Raw genomic sequence first — 14,359 nt, 5'->3', positions numbered from 1 at the left:
CCAGAGGATGTTCACATGACTGAACAGCTCGGCAACCGCCGCGCCTTTCTAACCGCCGGCTCGCTCATGGGAGCGACCGCGGCCCTCGCCGCCAGCTCCGTCGTCGCCACGCCGGGTTCGGCGCTGGCGCAGGACGCTGGCGGATCGCTGAAAGCCATTCGCGACCGCGGCGAGCTGCGCATCGGCGTCGCGCCGGGCGAGCCGTGGTTCTACAAGGACCAGCGCAGCGGCGAATGGTACGGCCTCGGCTGGGGCCTCGGCGTCGCGGTGGCCAAGGAGCTCGGCGTCAAGCCGGTGCCGGTCGAGACCACCTGGGGCAATGCCGTCGCCGCGCTTCAGGCCGGGCAGTTCGACGTCATGTTCACCATGGACGCCACCCCGCAGCGCGCGCTGGCGGTGGATTTCCCGGTGCAGCCGATGTTCTGGTACGCCCAGGGCGTGCTGCTCGCCGACGGGGTCAGCGTCACCTCGTGGGAGGAGATGAACAAGCCGGAATTCCGCATCGGCGTCGTGCTCGGCACCTCGCCCGATCGCGACATCACCGTGCGCCTGCCCAAGGCCACCATCGAGCGCTTCCCCAGCGCCGACGAGACCGGCGCCGCCTTCATCGCCGGCCGCATGGACGGCATCTCGCTGTTCCACCCGGCGCTGGTGATGCTGCAGTCGCGCCTCAAGCGCGGCAAGGTCATCCTGCCGCAGCCGCTGCGCGAATCGCCGTCCTCCGCCGCGGTGCCGAACGTCGCCGACAAGAGCTGGCGCGACTGGCTCGGCGTCTGCCTGGCCTATTTCTACGCCACCGGCCAGACCCAGAAGATCTTCGAAGACTACCTTGCCTTCCGCGGCATCGATCCGGCCGCGACGCCGGCGATCATGCGCGAGCGCTGGAAGTCCTGATCACCCGCCTGCCCCGGTCGGCGCGCCGCGAGACAGCGGTGCGCCGATCTGCTTTTACGTTTCCCGATCCCGGCAAGGCGGATCCGAATGCAGTATGTATGGGACTTCCGACCGGTCTGGCTCAATTTCGGCGTGCTGCTGGAAGGTCTGGTCAACACGCTGAAGCTTTCCGGCTTCTCGATCGGCCTCGGCCTCGTCATCGGGCTGGTTCTGGCGATGGGGCGGCTGGCGCCGACGCGCTTCCTCTCGATCCCCGCCACCGCGATCATCGAGTTCTACCGCAACACCCCGCCGCTGGTGCATTTCTTCTGGTATTTCTACGGCCTGCCGATCCTGACCGGCATCAGCCTCACGCCCTTCGCCGCCGCGGCGGCGGCGCTGTCGGTGCAGTCCGGCGCCTTCTTCGCCGAGGTGTTCCGCGGCGGCATCGTTTCGGTCGAGCGCGGCCAGTGGGAAGCCGGGCGCGCCATCGGCATGGGCCACGCGCAGCTGATGCGCCGGGTCATCCTGCCGCAGGCCTTCCGCCGGATGATCCCGCCGCTGATGGAGCGCTCCTTCGAGCTGGTGAAGACCACCTCGCTCGCCGCCACGCTCACCTATGGCGAGCTGGTCTACAAGGCGATGGTACTGGCGACCCAGACCTACCGGCCGATGGAGATCTACTCGACCGTCGCGGTGATGTTCTTCACCGTCCTGTTCCTCGCCAGTCTCGGCATGCGCGCGGTGGAGCATCGCCTCGCCCGCCGGGCGGCACGGTGAGCGCCATGAATTATTCCTTTCAGTTCGGCGAGATCCTGGCGAACGGCGATCTGCTGCTGCGCGGCCTCAAGCTCACCGTCCTGCTGTTCGTGCTCGCCTTTTCCGGCGCGCTGGTGTGCGGGCTGTTCATCGGCGTCGCCCGCGGCTCCTCCCGCCGGGTGCCGAACCTGATCGCCACCGCCTATATCGAACTGTTCCGCAACACCCCGGTGCTGGTGCAGCTGATCTGGTTCTATTACGCCCTCCCCGCCTTGTCGGGCTGGCAGCCCACCGCCTTCACCGCCGCCGCGCTCGGGCTGTTCCTCAATACCTCGGCCTATTGCGCCGAGATCTGGCGCGCCGGGCTGCAATCGCTGCCGGCCGGGCAGTGGGAAGCCGGGCGGGCCATCGGCATGAGCGAGTGGCAGCTGCTGCGCCGCGTGGTGGTGCCGCAGGCGCTGGCCCGCATGGTGCCGGCCTTCACCAATCGCGGCGTCGAGCTCGCAAAAATGACGTCGATCGCCTCCACCATCACCGTGCAGGAGCTGATGTACGAGGCGAAGATGCTGAGCACGCAGACCTTCCTGCCGCTGGAGACCTTCACCGTCGTCGCGGTGATCTACTTCGTCCTGATCTATCCCGGAACGCTGGCCGCCTATGCGCTTGAGCGTCGCCTCAACTCGAAGGGAGCCTGAGCGCCATGGCAAACGTCCTACCGGCTGACGTCCTACCGGCTGACGCCACACCCGTCCTCGCCGTCGAGGGGCTGCGCAAGAGCTTCGGCACCAATGAGGTACTGAAGGGCATCGACCTGAAGGTCGGCGCCGGCGAGCGCATCGCCATCCTCGGCTCCTCCGGCTCGGGCAAGAGCACCTTCCTGCGCTGCATCAACTTCATGGAGACGCCGAGCGCCGGCCGCATCGCCCTCGACGGCACGCCGATCGGCACCGAGGGCCGCAACGGCGCCCTCACCGCCAAATCCGGCGAGCTGCGGCGGCTGCGCACCCGCGTCGGCATGATCTTCCAGCAGTTCAACCTGTTCCCGCACATGAGCGTGCTGGAGAACGTCATGGAAGGCCCGGTGACGGTGAAGGGCCTTCCCAAGGCCGAGGCCCGCGCCAAGGCTCAGGATTACCTCAAGCGCGTCGGCCTCGCCGAGAAGGCCGACCAGTACCCGCAGCGCCTCTCCGGCGGCCAGCAGCAGCGCGTCGCCATCGCCCGCGCGCTGGCCATGGAGCCGGAGATCCTGCTGTTCGACGAGCCGACCTCCTCGCTCGATCCGGAACTGGTCGGCGAGGTGCTCGACGTCATCCTCGGCCTCTCCAGGGAGGGCCGCACCATGCTGCTGGTCACCCACGAGCTCGGCTTCGCCTATCACTTCGCCACCCGCGTGCTGTTCCTGCATGAGGGGCGCATCCATGAGCAGGGCACGCCGGACGAGGTGCTGAAGAACCCGCGCGAGGAGCGCACGCAGGCCTTCCTGCACCGCTTCTCCGCCTTCCATTTCTGAGTGAGAGTGACAATGGCCGAGGAAAAGGGCGCGCAGACCGCCATCGAGGATCCGCGCAACCACGATCTGTGGATCTGGCTCAATGGCGCTCTGGTGAAGCGTGCCGAGGCGCTGGTGTCGATCTTCGACGCCGGATTCGGCCTCGGCGACGGCGTGTGGGAAGGCATCCGCATGGCCAAGGGCCGGCTGGTGCTGGTCGACGACCATCTCGACCGCCTCTATGAGGGCGCCAACACCATCGCGCTCGACATCGGCCTGACCAAGCCGCAGATGAAGGCGGCGCTGGAAGAACTCTGCGCCGCCAACGCCATCACCGATGGCGGCCATATCCGCCTGATGGTGACGCGCGGCGAGAAGCACACCGTGCATCAGGACCCGCGCAACGCCCTCGGCCGGCCGACCATCGCCATCACCGCCGAGTTCAAGCTGCCGGATCCGGAGATCAAGAAGTCCGGCATCAAGCTGTTCACCTCCAGCTTCCGCACTTCGGGACCGGACAGCTTCGACCTGCATCTGAATTCGCACAGCCGGCTGAACTTCATCCGCCCGCTGCTACAGGCCATCGCCGCCGGCGCGCATGAGGCGCTGATGCTCGATCCCGCCGGCTTCGTGGCCAGCTGCAACTCGACCAATTTCTTCATCGTGAAGCGCGGCGAGGTGCTCACCTCCACCGGCCGCACCTGCTTCAAGGGCATCACCCGCCGCAAGGTGATCGAGCTGTGCGGCAAGGAAGGCATTGCCTGCCGCGAGACCGACTTCACCCTCGCCGAGGTCTATAATGCCGACGGCGCCTTCGTCACCGGCACCTTCGGCGGCATCACCCCGGTGAGGAGCCTGGATGGCCGCAGCATCGGCGCCGCCCTTCCCTGCCCGCTGACCCAACGCCTGTCCGATCTCTATGACCGCACCTTCCTCAACTGATCCCGCCTCGGCCGATACCCGCCTCGACGCCGGGCTCACCGCCGCGATCAGCCGCTTCGCCGCCGGTTTCGACGGCGCGGCGATTCCGCCGGCGATGCGGGCCAAGGCGCGGGTCCACATCCTCGATGCCATCGGCTGCGGCCTCGCCGGCGCATCGACCGACATGCAGCAGGCCATCCTCGCCGCGACGCGGATCGAGGCCCGCCCCGGCCCGTGCCGGGTGCTGGGCGAGCGCGACAGCTTCGGCCCGGTCGCCAGCGCCTTCGTCAACGCCGCGGCGATGAACGCGCTCGATTTCGACGACGGGCTGGAGGACGAGCACGGCCGCGGCATGGGCCATCCCGGCGCCTCGCTGGTCGCCGCCGCGCTTGCCGCCGGCTTCGAGCGCAGGGTCAGCGGCGCCGATGTCGTCACCGCAGTGGCGCTGGCCTATGAGGTCAACAATCGGCTGATCCGCGCGATGCAGCCGAGCATCGAGCGCTTCCGCCTCGTCTATGGCGTGTGCCAGCACCAGGCCATCGGCGCCGCCATCGCCTATGGCCGGCTGATCGGCCTCGACGCCGACGCCATGGAGAACGCCCTCGGCTTCGCCGGCAGCTTCGCCAATGTGCCGAGCCTGCGGAAATACAATTGGGAGCGCCGGCCGCTCATCACCTTCAAGGATTTCCTCGCCCCGGCGGCGGAGGCCGGCGTGCGCGGCGTCGCGCTGCACCACGCCGGCCTGGTCGGCGCCAAGGCGGTGCTCGACGGCCCCTCCGGCTTGTGGCGGATGCTCGGCTCGGACCAGTTCGAGCCGGAGCGGCTCACCGACGGGCTCGGCGAAAATTGGACGCTCGGCTTCAACACCATCAAGCCCTATCCCGCCTGTCGCTGGATGCACGCGACGCTCAGCGCCTATGAGACGCTGCTGACCGACCACGCCATCCCCGCCGAGGCGATCGAAGCCATCACCGTGCACACCGACGCGGCGCTGCTGCGCGACTTCATGGATGCCGCCCCGCTCAGCATCAACGACGCGCAGTTCTCCTTCCCCTACACCATGGCCGCGCTCGCCTTGCGGCTGGCGCGCCCGCACTGGTACGACGCCGCCAACAGGACCTCGCCGGAGCTCAAGGCCCTCGCCGCCCGCGTCACCGGCGCCGTCGATGCGGAGGCGAGCGCGCTGATGAGCGGCCAGCGCCGCCCCGCCGGCCGCGTCGACATCCAGTTGAAGGACGGCACCCGGCACCGCTCGCCGCTGGCCGTCGATGCGCCGGGCGGGGTGCGCCTGCCGCTGTCGGACGCCGCGGTGAGGGACAAGTTCCGCGCCAACGCCGCCGTCACGCTCGGCGTCGAGGGAGCGAGCGATCTGCTCGGCCTGCTCGACCATATCGAGACGGTGCCGGATTTCGGCGCCGCCCTCGCTGCCCGGCTCTAGAGCATTTTTGAGCGAAGTGGATGCCGGTTCGCGTGAAGAAGATGCGTAGAAACAAGAATCTAGAGCGACGGCCCGCCCGTTCCACGGCGGGTTCCGGATGAAAATCGGCACGGCATCGACGAATTCTGTCGCCTGATCGGCATGGAACGCGGTATCGCAGCCCCGCATCGACGGCGACGGTTTGCCCGGCGCGCGAAGAGGTGGATTTCCAACGATCCCAACGGCGAACGGGGCCGGCGGGATGGCCAGCAGGGACGTTCCCGCCATGACCGAGAAGACCAGGATCGGCATTCTGAAGCCGGGCCGCGCCCCCGAGCAGCTCCTCGCGGCGCAGGGCGATTACGATGCCTGCTTCCGCCGGCTGCTCGCCGACGATGCCTTCGCCTTCACGACCTACGATATCGAGAACGGCGTGTTCCCCGATGGGCCCACCGCCGCCGATGCCTGGATCATCACCGGCTCGCGCCACGGCGTCTATGAGGACCATGCGTGGATCGCGCCGCTGGAACAGCTGATCCGCGATATCCGCGCCGCCGGCCGGCCGCTGGTCGGCATCTGCTTCGGCCACCAGATCGTCGCCCAGGCCCTGGGCGGTCGGGTGGAGCGGGCGGCCGGCTGGATCGCCGGGCCGCAGCTCTATCGCGATGTCGAGGGCAACGCGTTTTCCGTCAATGCCTGGCACCGCGACCAGGTGGTGGAGCCGCCGCCGGAGGCGGAGCTGTTCGCCACCGGCGAGGGCTGCGCCTTTGCCGGCCTGCGCTATCCCGGCCCGATCCTCACCTTGCAGCCGCATCCCGAATTCGGCAGCGACTATGTGCTCGGCCTGCTGGCCGAACGCGGCTCGACGCTGCCGGCGCCGTTGCAGGCGCATGTCGAGACCGCGCACCGCCAGCCGCCCGACCTCGGCTATCTGGTGCCGCTGCTGAAGGACGCCCTCAGGGCGGGTGCCGCCCGCAACCACGCCGCCGCCTGAGGGACGCTCCGGCGCCCCCCCGGCGCCGCGGCGATAGCGGATCGTCATCGCCCCGACATCGTTCCGTCGTATCGGAGCCCTGTCGTCCGCCGATGCGGGAGCCCGCTTTGCCGCAACTCGCCGCCCGCCACCTCAGCAAGGCGTTCAATGGCGTCCGCGCCGTCGATGCCGTGAGCTTTTCCATTCCCGACGGCGCCTTCCTGGCGCTGCTCGGCCCGTCCGGCTGCGGCAAGACCACGCTGCTGCGGATGATCGCCGGCCTGGAAAAACCCGATGGCGGTGAACTCCTCTTCGACGACGTTGCCGTGGCCGGCCCGCGCGGCGTGCTGCCGCCGGAGGCGCGCCGGCTCGGCATGGTGTTCCAGTCCTATGCGCTGTGGCCGAACATGACGGTGCGCGGCAATATCGAATTCGGCCTCAAGGTGCAGAAGCTCGCGCCGGACGAGCGGCGGCGGCGGATCGAGGAGGTGCTGGAGGTGGTCGGGCTTTCCGGCTATGCCGCCCGCCGCCCGCATGAGCTGTCGGGCGGCCAGCGCCAGCGGGTGGCGCTCGCCCGCTCGCTCGCCCTGCGGCCCGGCCTGATCCTGCTCGACGAGCCGCTGGCCAATCTCGACGCGCATCTGCGCGAGGCGATGCTGGCCGAGTTTCGCCGCCTGCATTCGGTCTCCGGCGCCACCTTCATCTTCGTCACCCACGACCAGGAGGAGGCGATGGCGGTCGCCACCCATGTCGCGGTGATGCATCGCGGCCGGCTGGAACAGGTCGGCACGCCGGAGGATCTCTACCGGCGGCCGCAGAGCGAGGTCGTCGCCCGCTTCATCGGCCGCGGCCGTACCTTGCCGGTCGAGGTGCTGGCATCGGCGGACGGACTGTGCACGCTCGACCTCGCGGGCGCGGTGCTGAAGGTCGCCGGCCATGCCCCGGCCGGGCCCGGCTGGCTGTGCTTCCACGCCTCCGATTTGTCCCCCGCGCCGCAGCGCGGCCCGCTTGCCGGCCAGCTTGCCGGCCAGCTTGCCGGCGAAGTGGTGAACCAGATCTTCCAGAACGGCGTCTATGCCAGCGAGTTGGCGCCGCTCGGCATCGATGTCGAGACCATCAGCCTCGCCTTGCCCGAGCGCCTCGCGCCGGGAACGCGGGTCGAGGTCCAGCTGTCCGGCGGCTGGGTCATCCCGCGCCGGTCCTCCGCTACCCCCACCCTCGCCGGCGGAACTCCGGCGACGGCGCGCAGCCCGGCCTGAGCCGCTTTGGCGGCGGCGTCATCGAACGGCAACAAAACCGCAGTCGATCCGTCGTACGGCGCCGATATCAAGCCGGTTTCCGCGAAACGATGCAGAGTGATCGAGATGTCCCTTCGCGCCCTCCTCGCCGCCGCGCTCCTGGCCGGCACCGCGCTCGCCGGCACCGCGCTCGCCGGCACCGGCCTGGCCGCCACCCCTGCTGCCGCTGCCGAGACGATCACCGTCTACACCTCGCAGCCGCAGGATCAGATGGCGGCGGTGATCAAGGCGTTCAACGCCGAATATCCCGATATCAAGATCGAGCTGTTCCGCTCCGGCACCACCGAGGTGATGGCCAAGCTCCAGGCCGAGCAGGCCGCCGGCAAGAGCCCGGCCGATGTGGTGCTGATCGCCGACACCGTCGCCATGACGCAGCTGAAGAATGACGGCCGGCTCTATGCCTTCACCGACGCGCCGGTCGCCGGCATCAACCCGGCAGTGATCGACAAGGACCGCACCTATTTCGGCACCAAGCTGATCACCACCGGCATCGTCTACAACACCAATCTGGTGAAGACGCCGCCGCAATCGTGGAAGGATCTCGAGGCCGCCGAGGCCGCCAGGACGACGATCATGCCGAGCCCGCTCTATTCCGGCGCGGCGGTGATCCATCTCGGCACCATGCTGCAGCAGCCGGCCTTCGGCTGGGACTATTACAAGACCCTCGCCGACAAGGGCGCGGTGGCCGGCCAGGGCAACGGCACCGTCATCGAGGCGGTGGCGCGCGGCGAGAAGGCCTATGGCGTCATCATCGAGTACATGGCGCTCAACGCCCAGGCCAAGGGCTCACCGGTCGCCTTCGTGTTCCCGCAGGAGGGCGTCAGCGTCATCACCCAGCCGGTGGGCATCCTCAAGGACAGTGACGCGCTGGAGGCCGCCAAGACCTTCGTGAAGTGGCAGCTGTCGAAGCCGGCGCAGGAGCAGGCGGCGGCGCAGGGCTATTTCCCGGTGCTGGAAGGCGTTGCCCCGCCCAAGGGCTACCCCGACCCCAAGACGCTGAAGGTGCTGCCGGCCGATGCCGCCCTGATGCTGAAGGACGACAAGAAGAACAAGGAAAGCTTCGCCGATCTCTATGGCGGCTGAGACGGCGGGCCCCCGCATCCGCCGGGCGCCGGCGACGGCACCGGGGCCGAGGAAGGAGACGCTCGGCGGCGAGCGCCTGCTGCTCGGCCTCGTCCTCGCCTATGTGCTGTTCACCACCTTCTGGCCGCTGGCGGAGCTGTTCTCCGCCGCGCTGCGGCCGGGTGAGGATGGCCGCACCCTCGGCCTGATGCGCGACGTGCTGGCGAGCCGCGCCACCGGCCGCGCGTTATGGGGTTCGCTGGTCACCTCCGGCCTCGCGGTGGCGCTGTCGACCGTGCTCGGCGTCGGCCTCGCCTTCGCGGTCAGCCTGATCCGGCTGCGCAGCCCGGCGGCGCTGGTCTTCCTCATCCTGACGCCGCTGCTCATCCCCTCCCAGACCATGGCGCTCGCCTGGATCGAGCTCGCCGGCTCCGGCTCGCCGATCCTCGGCGCGCTTGGGCTGGCGCCGGCGCCGGGAAGCGCCAACCCGCTCTATTCCACCGGCGGCATCGCGCTGGTGATGGGCATCGAGCACATGCCGCTGGTGTTCATCGCCACCCGCGCCGCGCTGCGCACCGTGCCGGCCGATCTCATCGAGGCGGCGCGGGTCATCGGCGTGCCTCGCCACCGCATCGCCGCCAGCGTGGTGCTGCCGCTGGTCGCCCCCTCCATCCTCGCCGGCGCCCTGCTCGCCTTCACCGCCGCCATCGGCAATTTCGGCGTGCCGGCGCTGCTCGGCATTCCCGGCCGGGTCTCGGTGCTGACCACGCTGATCTATCAGCGGCTCAACGGCTTCGGCCCGTCCGCCGCCGGGCAGGTGGCGGTGCTGGCCTTGATCATGACCGTCCTCGCCGCCGCCGCGCTCGCGCTGCGCAGCCTCGCCTTGCGCCGGCTCGCGGTGCCGCTGCCGGCCGGCCGGCCCTTCGAGCCGTCCCGCTCCTCGCCCGTCGGCGAGATCGTCCTCTGGCTGGTGGTGCTGGTGATCGCGGTGATGCCGCTCGCCGCCCTGGTGATGACGGCGCTGCTGCCGGCGATCGGCGTCCGCTTCGGCCTCGACACGGCGAGCCTGGCGCAGTTCGCCGCCGTGCTCGCCAACGCCGCGGTGCGTCGCGCCTTCGCCAATTCGCTGCTGCTCTCGGCCGGCTGCGCGTTGGTCGCGGTGGTCGTCGCGGTGCCGTTCGCCTATCTCGCCGTCCGCCGGCCGGGCTGGCTGGTCCGCGCGCTGGATGTGGGGGTGGAAGCGCCGTGGGTGGTGCCCGGCACCGTGGTGGCGCTCGGCATGATCCTCGCCTTCCTGCCGCCGCTGCCGCTCATCGGCGTGTCGCTCTACGGCACGCTGGCGATCCTGCTCATCGCCTATCTCGCGCGCTTCCTGCCGCTGGTGCTGCGGCCGGTGACCGCGGCGGCGCAGACGGCGGATCCGGCGCTGGACGAGGCCGCGCGCATCGTCGGCGCCGGGCTAGCCCGGCGGCTGGCCTGCGTCTTCCTGCCCGGCGTGCTGCCGGCCGCCGTCGCCGGCGCCATGCTGGTGGTGATGACGGCGCTGAACGAACTCACTTTGTCGGCGCTGCTGTGGTCCTCGGGGCACGAGACCATCGGCGTCATGGTGTTCGCGCTGCAATATGAGGGCAATTCCACCGCCGCCGCCGCGGTGGCGGTGCTGTCCACCGGCCTGGTGTTCGCGCTGTGCGCGGCGGCGAATGCCGGCGCACGCTGGCTGCCGGAGCGGATACTGCCCTGGCGGCAATAGGCGCGGGCGCCGCTTTCCCGCCCCCGCTGCGCCGGCCGGCCATTTTTGAGGGAACCCTCGCCGCACTTCCCGCTTGTTCCGGGGATACGCCGTGATGTCCGGAATCAGTGAGGTACGCGCATGCATCGTCGAGACATCCTGCTTGGAATGGGCCTCGCGGCCATGGCGCAGGCCCCCATTCTTGGGATGTTGATTACCGAGGCGCGGGCGCAGGCCGAACCCGGCAAGCCCACCGCCTTCGATGCCGAGACGGTGCGCCGGCTGGCGCGCGAGCTGGCGGCCAAGCCCTTCGCCGCCCCCAATCGCGACCTGCCGAAGGAAATCGACAAGCTCAGCTATGACGATTACCGCAACATCCGCTTCAACACCGACCGCGCGCTGTGGCGCGGCCAGGGCACCCCGTTCGAGGCGCAGCTGTTCCATCGCGGCTTCCTGTTCCGCGACCGCGTCGATCTCTCCATCGTCACCGACGGCAAGGCGCAGAAGCTGCCCTACAGCCCGGACATGTTCCGCTTCGATCACGGGCTGAAGCCGCCCGATCCCAAGATCGACCTCGGCTATTCCGGCTTCCGCCTGCACAGCCCGATCAACCGGCCGGATTATTTCGACGAGGTCGCCGTCTTCCAGGGCGCCAGCTATTTCCGCGCCATCGGCAAGGGGCAGACCTACGGCACCTCGGCGCGCGGCCTGTCGATCAAGACCGGCGATGCCGGCGGCGAGGAATTTCCCGCCTTCCGGGAGTTCTGGCTCGAACAGCCGCGGCCGGGCACCGATTCCATCGTGATCCACGCGCTGCTGGACAGCCCGAGCGGCGCGGCCGCGCACCGCTTCACCATCCGTCCCGGCGACACCACGCTGATGACGGTGGAGATGACCGTCTACCCGCGCGAGGACATCGACCAGGTCGGCATCGGCTCGCTGACCAGCATGTTCATGTTCGGTCCCAACGACCGCAACGACATCGACGATTTCCGGCCGATGGTGTGCGACGCCAACGGGCTGTCAATCGCCACCGGCAATGGCGAGCAGCTGTGGCGGCCGCTCAGCAACCCGCAGCGGCTGCAGATCTCGTCCTTCGCCGTGTCGGATCTGCGCGGCTTCGGCCTGATGCAGCGCCAGCGTTCCTTCTTCGACTATCAGGACCTCGAGGCACGCTATGAGCGCCGGCCGAGCGTCTGGATCGAGCCGATCGGCGACTGGGGCGACGGCTCGGTGGTGCTGGTGGAAATCCCGACCCCGGAGGAGGTTCACGACAACATCGTCGCCTTCTGGCGCCCGCGCGAACCGCTGCGCAAGGGGCGCGAATACGCCTCCACCTACCGGATGCACTGGGGATGGGACGGGCCGAAGCTGTCCGAGCTCGGCCGCTTCGGCGCCACCCGCGTCGGCGGCACCGCCGAGCGCCGGCTGTTCGTGCTCGACCTCGTCGGCGACAAGCTGAAGGACCTGTCGCCGGACGGGCTTTCCGCGCGGGTGACCGCCGACAAGGGCGAGATCAGCGACATCGTGGTGCAGAAGAACCCCGAGATCGAGGGCTGGCGCATCTCCTTCGCCCTGGCGCCGGGCGGCGCCGAGGCCGCCGAGCTGAGGGCGGAATTCCTGCGCGGCGACGAACGCCTCGCCGAGAGCTGGGTCTACCGATGGACGGCGTGACCTCGCTCCGGCCGGAGCTCGAGGACGCCGCGCGTCCCGCCCCCGCCCTGCCGCCGGACGCGCCGCTGGCCATGCCGGTGCAGTCGCTGCGTGCAGCGCCGAAGGCCGAGCCGCTGCCGCGCCGGGCCTCGCTGTTCGTCCGCCGGCTGCTGGTCATCGGCGGCGCGGTGGTGCTGACGGGGTTCGCCGCGCATGAAATGTATCTGGTGCTGGAGGTCGGCGGGCTGACGCTCCTGGAAAGCCTCGTGCTCGGCCTGTTCGTGGTGCTGTTCGCCTGGATCGGGTTTTCCTTCACCAACGCGCTCAGCGGCGCGCTGACGATGCTGGCCCGTCCCGAGGACGGCCTCGGCATCGATGTCTCCGCGCCGCTGCCATCCTTGTCGGTACGCACCGCCATCCTGATGCCGACCTATAATGAGGACCCGTCCCGCATCTTCGCCGGCCTGCAGGCGACCTATGAATCGTTGCAGGCCACCGGCGCGCAGGACGCCTTCGATTTCTTCATCCTCAGCGACACCACCGATGCCGATGTCTGGGTCGCCGAGGAAGCCGCCTTCCTCGCTCTGCGCCAGCGCACCGGCGGGGATGGGCGCATCTTCTACCGCCGCCGGCCGCGCAACACCGATCGCAAGGCCGGCAATGTCGCCGATTGGGTGACCCGCTTCGGCGCCGCCTATGACCACATGCTGGTGCTCGACGCCGACAGCGTGATGACCGGCGACTGCATCGTCCGCCTCGCCGGCGCGCTGGAGGCCAGCCCCCGCACCGGCCTCGTCCAGACGCTGCCGGTCATCGTCGGCGGCCGCACGCTGTTCGCCCGGCTGCAGCAGTTCGCCGGCCGGCTCTACGGGCCGCTGATCGCCTATGGCCTCGCCGGCTGGCATGGGCCGGACAGCAATTACTGGGGCCACAACGCCATCATCCGTACCCGCGCCTTCGCCGATTGCGCCGGCCTGCCGCATCTTTCCGGCCGCAAGCCGTTCGGCGGCCACATCCTCAGCCATGATTTCGTCGAGGCGGCGCTGATCCGCCGCGGCGGCTGGGGCGTCAACATGGTGCCCTGGCTGGAAGGCTCCTACGAGGAAGGTCCGCCCTCGCTCACCGATCTCGCGGTGCGCGACCGGCGCTGGTGCCAGGGCAACCTCCAGCACGCCGCCGTGCTGCCGACGCGCGGCCTCAATCCGCTCAGCCGGCTGCACATGCTGGTCGGCATCGGCTCCTATGCCACCGCGCCACTGTGGCTGGTCATGCTGCTCGCCGGCCTGTTCACCGCGTTGCAGGCCCGCTTCGTGCCGCCGGACTATTTCCCCTCCGAATTCTCGCTGTTCCCCAACTGGCCGGCACAGGACCCGATCCGCGCCGCCTGGGTATTCGTCGGCACCATGGCGGTGCTGCTGCTGCCGAAGCTGATCGCCTATGCGCTGATGCTGTTCCGCGCCCCGCTGCGGCGCGGCTTCGGCGGCGGCCTCCGCGCCTTTTTCAGCCTGCTGGTGGAGACGCTGATCGCCGGCCTGCTCGCCCCGGTCACCATGCTGGCGCAATCGGCGGCGGTGGCCAGCATCCTCGCCGGGCGTGACGGCGGCTGGCAGCCGCAGCGCCGCGACGATGGCAGCGTCGGCGCCCGCCAGACGCTCGTCCACTTCCTGCCGCACACGCTGTTCGGCCTCGTCCTCGCCGGCGCCGCCATCGCCATCTCGCTGCCGCTGTTCTTCTGGATGAGCCCGGTGGTGCTTGGCCTCGTGCTCGCGGTGCCGCTGGTGCTGTGGACCGGAGCGATACGGCCGCTGCTCGCCGGGGTGCTGAAGACGCCGGAGGAGATCACGCCACCGCCGGTGCTCACCCGCGCCAAGGCGCTGGCCCGCGAGCTCGGCACCGCCGGCCCGCCCGGCGAGGCGGCGTCCCGGCTCGCCGGCGATCCCGTCCTGCTTGCGGCCCACCGCGCCATGCTGCCGGATTTCGGCGAGCGCCCGCCCGGCGACTACACCCCCGAGCGCCTCGTCGCCCGCGCCAAGCTGCACGATGCGCCCGATCTCGCCGCCGCGCTCGGCCGCCTCACCCCGCGCGAGAAGGCCGCGGCGCTCGGCGACACCCAGGCGCTCGACCGCCTGCTCGCCCTCGCCGCCCGCCCGGCCGGCGGCGGCTAGCCGGCGCAAAAATCCGTGTG

General features: G+C 69.9%; 12 protein-coding genes. All 12 read left to right on the top strand.

What is annotated here, in order from left to right; genetic code table 11:
* The first annotated feature begins 15 nt into the window (after window positions 1-15).
* The 12 genes from KHC24_RS04355 (at window position 16) to mdoH (ending at window position 14,339) form a co-directional block, all read left to right on the top strand.
* On the top strand, window positions 16-894 hold the full coding sequence (locus KHC24_RS04355) for a transporter substrate-binding domain-containing protein (RefSeq protein WP_213359671.1): 879 nt from the start codon (window positions 16-18) through the stop codon (window positions 892-894).
* 87 nt (window positions 895-981) lie between these two features.
* The gene (locus KHC24_RS04350; protein ID WP_213359667.1) at window positions 982-1,653 is read left to right on the top strand and encodes an amino acid ABC transporter permease; all 672 of its coding nucleotides are present in this window, start codon (window positions 982-984) and stop codon (window positions 1,651-1,653) included.
* A 5-nt stretch (window positions 1,654-1,658) separates the two neighbouring features.
* On the top strand, window positions 1,659-2,327 hold the full coding sequence (locus KHC24_RS04345; protein WP_213359664.1) for an amino acid ABC transporter permease: 669 nt from the start codon (window positions 1,659-1,661) through the stop codon (window positions 2,325-2,327).
* 5 nt (window positions 2,328-2,332) lie between these two features.
* Complete coding sequence (locus KHC24_RS04340; protein WP_213359661.1) at window positions 2,333-3,142, top strand: amino acid ABC transporter ATP-binding protein; 810 nt, start codon at window positions 2,333-2,335, stop codon at window positions 3,140-3,142.
* 12 nt (window positions 3,143-3,154) lie between these two features.
* Window positions 3,155-4,063 carry an aminotransferase class IV gene (locus KHC24_RS04335; protein WP_213359659.1) on the top strand — a complete coding sequence of 303 codons (909 nt, stop codon included), beginning with the start codon at window positions 3,155-3,157 and terminating at the stop codon, window positions 4,061-4,063.
* Window positions 4,041-5,480, top strand: a complete 1,440-nt coding sequence (locus tag KHC24_RS04330) for an MmgE/PrpD family protein (RefSeq protein ID WP_213359656.1) — start codon at window positions 4,041-4,043, stop codon at window positions 5,478-5,480. The genes KHC24_RS04335 and KHC24_RS04330 overlap by 23 nt, the downstream gene beginning before the upstream one ends.
* Window positions 5,481-5,745: 265 nt before the next feature.
* Complete coding sequence (locus KHC24_RS04325) at window positions 5,746-6,453, top strand: type 1 glutamine amidotransferase (RefSeq protein ID WP_213359654.1); 708 nt, start codon at window positions 5,746-5,748, stop codon at window positions 6,451-6,453.
* A gap of 107 nt (window positions 6,454-6,560) precedes the next feature.
* Entirely contained in the window at window positions 6,561-7,691 is a 1,131-nt protein-coding gene (locus tag KHC24_RS04320; protein ID WP_246546117.1) for an ABC transporter ATP-binding protein, read from the top strand.
* Window positions 7,692-7,796: 105 nt separating this feature from the next.
* Complete coding sequence (locus KHC24_RS04315) at window positions 7,797-8,813, top strand: ABC transporter substrate-binding protein (protein ID WP_213359651.1); 1,017 nt, start codon at window positions 7,797-7,799, stop codon at window positions 8,811-8,813.
* Complete coding sequence (locus tag KHC24_RS04310) at window positions 8,803-10,542, top strand: ABC transporter permease (protein ID WP_213359650.1); 1,740 nt, start codon at window positions 8,803-8,805, stop codon at window positions 10,540-10,542. The genes KHC24_RS04315 and KHC24_RS04310 overlap by 11 nt, the downstream gene beginning before the upstream one ends.
* Window positions 10,543-10,662: 120 nt before the next feature.
* Window positions 10,663-12,195 carry an OpgD/OpgG family glucan biosynthesis protein gene (locus KHC24_RS04305; protein ID WP_213359649.1) on the top strand — a complete coding sequence of 511 codons (1,533 nt, stop codon included), beginning with the start codon at window positions 10,663-10,665 and terminating at the stop codon, window positions 12,193-12,195.
* On the top strand, window positions 12,183-14,339 hold the full coding sequence (gene mdoH / locus KHC24_RS04300; protein WP_213359648.1) for a glucans biosynthesis glucosyltransferase MdoH: 2,157 nt from the start codon (window positions 12,183-12,185) through the stop codon (window positions 14,337-14,339). The genes KHC24_RS04305 and mdoH overlap by 13 nt, the downstream gene beginning before the upstream one ends.
* Window positions 14,340-14,359: the final 20 nt, after the last annotated feature.

Source organism: Ancylobacter defluvii, from assembly GCF_018390605.1.
In the GTDB taxonomy this organism is placed as follows: Bacteria; Pseudomonadota; Alphaproteobacteria; order Rhizobiales; family Xanthobacteraceae; genus Ancylobacter; species Ancylobacter defluvii.
Note: the sequence above shows the minus strand (reverse complement) of the source record. Positions and strands in the feature narration are given on the sequence as shown.